This window comes from Pantoea sp. Pa-EAmG, assembly GCF_030024295.1.
Lineage (GTDB): Bacteria > Pseudomonadota > Gammaproteobacteria > Enterobacterales > Enterobacteriaceae > Pantoea > Pantoea dispersa.
The window spans coordinates 1-4,436 of record NZ_JASEWO010000258.1 but is presented as its reverse complement, the minus strand read 5'-3'; the positions used below and the strand labels follow the sequence as shown (position 1 = coordinate 4,436).

Below are 4,436 nucleotides of genomic sequence, written 5' to 3'. Positions count from 1 at the left end.
ACATGGTACGCGAGCGTATCGAAGGTGTAGAATTCTTCGCTGTAAACACCGACGCGCAAGCGTTACGTAAGACAGCGGTTGGCCAGACGATCCAGATCGGGACCGGCATCACCAAGGGTCTCGGTGCGGGTGCAAACCCGGAAGTGGGTCGTACCTCAGCTGAGGAAGATCGTGAAGCACTGCGTTCTGCGCTGGAAGGGGCAGACATGGTGTTTATCGCTGCTGGCATGGGCGGCGGTACCGGTACCGGTGCAGCGCCAGTCGTGGCAGAAGTAGCAAAAGATTTGGGTATCCTGACCGTTGCGGTGGTGACCAAGCCCTTCAACTTCGAAGGCAAAAAGCGTATGGCTTTTGCTGAACAGGGTATCGCTGAGCTGTCTAAGCATGTCGATTCACTGATCACCATCCCGAACGACAAGCTGTTAAAAGTGCTGGGTCGCGGTATCTCTCTGCTGGATGCCTTTGGTGCAGCCAACGACGTACTGAAAGGTGCGGTGCAGGGTATCGCCGAGCTGATTACTCGCCCAGGCTTGATGAACGTTGACTTCGCGGACGTGCGTACCGTGATGTCAGAAATGGGTTACGCCATGATGGGCTCCGGCGTGGCGTGCGGTGAAGACCGTGCCGAAGAAGCAGCCGAAATGGCGATCTCCAGCCCACTGCTGGAAGATATCGATCTGTCTGGTGCGCGCGGCGTGCTGGTCAACATCACGGCGGGCTTCGACCTGCGTCTGGATGAGTTCGAAACCGTGGGTAACACTATCCGCGCCTTCGCCTCTGACAACGCGACCGTGGTCATCGGTACTTCTCTGGACCCAGAGATGAACGACGAACTGCGCGTGACCGTCGTTGCAACCGGTATTGGCATGGACAAGCGTCCAGAAATTACGCTGGTGACCAACAAACCGGCTTCGCAGCCAGTGATGGATCATCGCTACCAGCAGCACGGCATGGCGCCGTTGCCGCAGGAGCAGAAGCCGGCAGCGAAAGTGGTCAACGACCAGCCAGCATCGTCCAATAAAGAGCCAGATTATCTTGATATTCCAGCCTTCCTGCGTAAGCAGGCAGACTAAGAATATCCTGAGAATTGGGATTCTCCGCTCTTTGTGCTAAAGTATTCGCCCGCCGGTAATTTATACTGGCGGTCGGATGGGTAATATTGCGAGATAATGCGATGATCAAACAAAGGACATTAAAACGTATTGTTCAGGCGACAGGTGTCGGTTTACATACCGGCAAGAAAGTCACGCTGACCTTACGCCCTGCGTCGGCTAATACCGGGGTCATCTATCGTCGCACTGACTTGAATCCACCGGTTGATTTCCCGGCTGATGCAAAATACGTGCGCGACACCATGCTGAGTACCTGCCTGGTGAATGATGAAGGCGTGCGTATATCGACGGTTGAACACCTGAATGCTGCATTGGCAGGCTTGGGTATCGACAACATTATTGTTGAAGTCGATGCGCCCGAAATCCCAATTATGGATGGCAGTGCCGCGCCTTTTGTCTACTTGCTGATGGATGCAGGCGTCGAAGAGCTGAACAGTGCGAAGAAATTCGTACGCGTTAAGCAGACGGTGCGTGTTGAAGATGGCGATAAGTGGGCCGAGATCAAACCTTACAACGGTTTCTCACTCGACTTTACTATCGACTTCAAACATCCGGCAATTGACTCAAGCTCGCAGCGTTACCAGTTAAACTTCTCGGCTGAGGCGTTTGTTCGCCAAATCAGTCGTGCGCGCACCTTTGGTTTTATGCGTGAAATCGAATATCTGCAGTCTAAAGGCCTGTGCCTGGGCGGTAGCTTAGATTGTGCGATTGGTCTTGATGATTTCCGCGTACTCAACGAAGACGGTCTGCGCTTTGAAGATGAGTTCGTTCGTCACAAAATGCTGGACGCGATCGGCGATCTGTTTATGTGTGGCCACAACGTGATTGGCGCATTTTCTGCGTTTAAATCAGGCCATGCGTTAAACAATAAATTGCTGCAAGCGGTACTGGCGAAGCAGGAAGCCTGGGAATGGGCGACCTTCGAAGACGAAGCTGAACTGCCACTGGCATTCAAAGCTCCAAATTTAGTTCTGGCGTAAGTCAGTCATAAAAACGGCAGTTTCCCTGACACCCTCTCCGGTCAGTGGAAGCTGCCGTTTTTTATTGCCTGTTTTTTATTCCTGCAAGACCGCTCTCAATTCTCTGCTATCACTGGCGAAAGCCTGTACAAATAAACGTGAAATCCCCCGTAAGCCCTTTAATCACTGGTGTCCTGGCCCCACATAAGTGCTATTATCTGGCGCTCATATGAGCAGGTTCGCGGATAACCGCAACGGCTTCATTACTTTATTTAACTGTGGACAGGTTGTGATCGGGATTTTCTCACGCTGGCGACAATTAGGCAGACGCTACTTCTGGCCTCATCTCTTGTTAGGGATGGTGGCGGCCAGTTTGGGCTTGCCTGCCTGTGCGCAAAGTGCGGAGTCCACGGCGACAGACTCGCCCATCAGCAGCCTGTTTGTTGGCAATGTTGTTCATTTCGATCATTTAATCCGTCTGCAGGAAAGTGCGCGTCGACCAAATTTCAATGTCGATTACTGGCATCAGCATGCCATTCGCACGGTCATTCGCCACCTCTCATTTAGCATGACGCCACCAGCAGAAGCGGAAGAGAGTCATACAGTCCCGCTGGCGGCACAAAAGCTGGCGTTAATCGATTCGCTGCAGGCGCTACTCACATCGCCAGCTCAACCCGCTATTGCATTAGAGCCGCAGGAAACGCTGCGTCATCGCGAACCTCAAATTCACACTTCTGCTGACTGGCAGGCTGCTATTCATGGCATCCGCGCCGGGCCTGCCATTGCTTAACAGTAACGATTTTCCACATCCTGTTTTAGATTTTCCAGTCCGCATGAATGCGGCTGAATTGAGAAAAATTTATCATGTTAATCAAATTGTTAACCAAAGTCTTTGGCAGCAGTAACGATCGTACCCTGCGTCGTATGCGCAAAATCGTCGATGTCATCAATAAGATGGAGCCGGATTTCGTCAAGCTCTCGGATGACGAACTGAAAGCCAAGACCGACCTGTTCCGTGAACGCCTGAAGAAAGGTGAAAGCCTTGAAAGCCTGATTCCTGAAGCCTTTGCCACGGTGCGTGAAGCCAGTAAACGTGTGTTTGGTATGCGCCACTTCGATGTACAGCTGATTGGCGGCATGGTGCTGAATGAGCGTTGCATCGCCGAGATGCGTACCGGTGAAGGTAAAACCCTTACGGCAACACTGCCGGCTTACCTGAACGCATTGAGCGGTAAAGGCGTGCACGTGGTCACGGTGAACGATTACCTGGCTCAGCGTGATGCCGAAAACAACCGTGCACTGTTCGAGTTCCTGGGTCTGTCTATCGGTATCAACCTGCCAAACATGCCTGCGGTGGCGAAACGCGCTGCCTATGCTGCGGATATCACCTACGGTACTAACAACGAATACGGCTTCGACTACCTGCGCGACAACATGGCATTCAGCCCGGAAGAGCGTGTACAGCGTAAACTGCACTACGCGTTGGTGGATGAGGTGGACTCCATCCTGATCGATGAAGCGCGTACGCCGTTAATCATCTCCGGTCCTGCTGAAGACAGCTCCGAGCTGTACACCAAAGTGAATAAAATCATTCCTCACCTGGTACGCCAGGAGAAGGAAGACTCAGAAACCTTCCAGGGTGAAGGCGATTTCTGGGTCGATGAGAAAGCACGTCAGGCTCACATGAGCGAGCGTGGTCTGGTAAAAGTTGAAGAGCTGCTGGTGAGCCAGGGCATTATGGAAGAAGGTGAGTCACTTTACTCGCCAACCAACATCATGCTGATGCACCACGTGACGGCTGCACTGCGTGCGCATGCGCTGTTTACCCGCGATGTCGATTACATCGTAAAAGATGGCGAAGTGATCATCGTTGATGAGCACACTGGCCGTACCATGCAGGGTCGTCGCTGGTCTGATGGTTTGCATCAGGCTGTTGAAGCCAAAGAAGGCGTGGAAATCCAGAACGAGAACCAAACGCTGGCTTCCATCACCTTCCAGAACTACTTCCGTATTTACGAAAAACTGGCCGGTATGACCGGTACTGCTGATACCGAAGCATTTGAATTCAGCTCGATCTATAAACTCGATACCATCGTGGTGCCAACTAACCGTCCGATGGTGCGTAAAGATATGGCTGACCTGGTCTATATGACCGAGAAAGAGAAGATCGACGCGATCATCGAAGACATTCGTACTTGCACTGCGAAAGGCCAGCCGGTGCTGGTCGGTACCATTTCGATTGAGAAATCAGAGGTGGTCTCTAACGAACTGACGCGCGCGGGTATCAAACACAGCGTACTGAACGCCAAATTCCACGCCAGCGAAGCGGATATCGTGGCACAGGCAGGTCAACCAGCTGCAGTCA

At 52.5% G+C, this 4,436-nt stretch carries 4 protein-coding genes; all 4 read left to right on the top strand.

Annotation, left to right across the window (positions count from 1 at the left end; all coding sequences use genetic code 11):
• A partial coding sequence (gene ftsZ, locus QMM04_RS21080; RefSeq protein WP_282996942.1) for a cell division protein FtsZ occupies window positions 1–1,073 on the top strand: 1,073 nt, incomplete at its 5' end.
• Window positions 1,074–1,174: 101 nt separating this feature from the next.
• Complete coding sequence (gene lpxC / locus QMM04_RS21075) at window positions 1,175–2,092, top strand: UDP-3-O-acyl-N-acetylglucosamine deacetylase (protein ID WP_034829665.1); 918 nt, start codon at window positions 1,175–1,177, stop codon at window positions 2,090–2,092.
• A 268-nt stretch (window positions 2,093–2,360) separates the two neighbouring features.
• Window positions 2,361–2,861, top strand: a complete 501-nt coding sequence (gene secM, locus QMM04_RS21070) for a secA translation cis-regulator SecM (RefSeq protein ID WP_197080208.1) — start codon at window positions 2,361–2,363, stop codon at window positions 2,859–2,861.
• 74 nt (window positions 2,862–2,935) lie between these two features.
• The coding region (secA, locus tag QMM04_RS21065; protein WP_282996941.1) for a preprotein translocase subunit SecA at window positions 2,936–4,436 on the top strand (1,501 nt) is incomplete at its 3' end.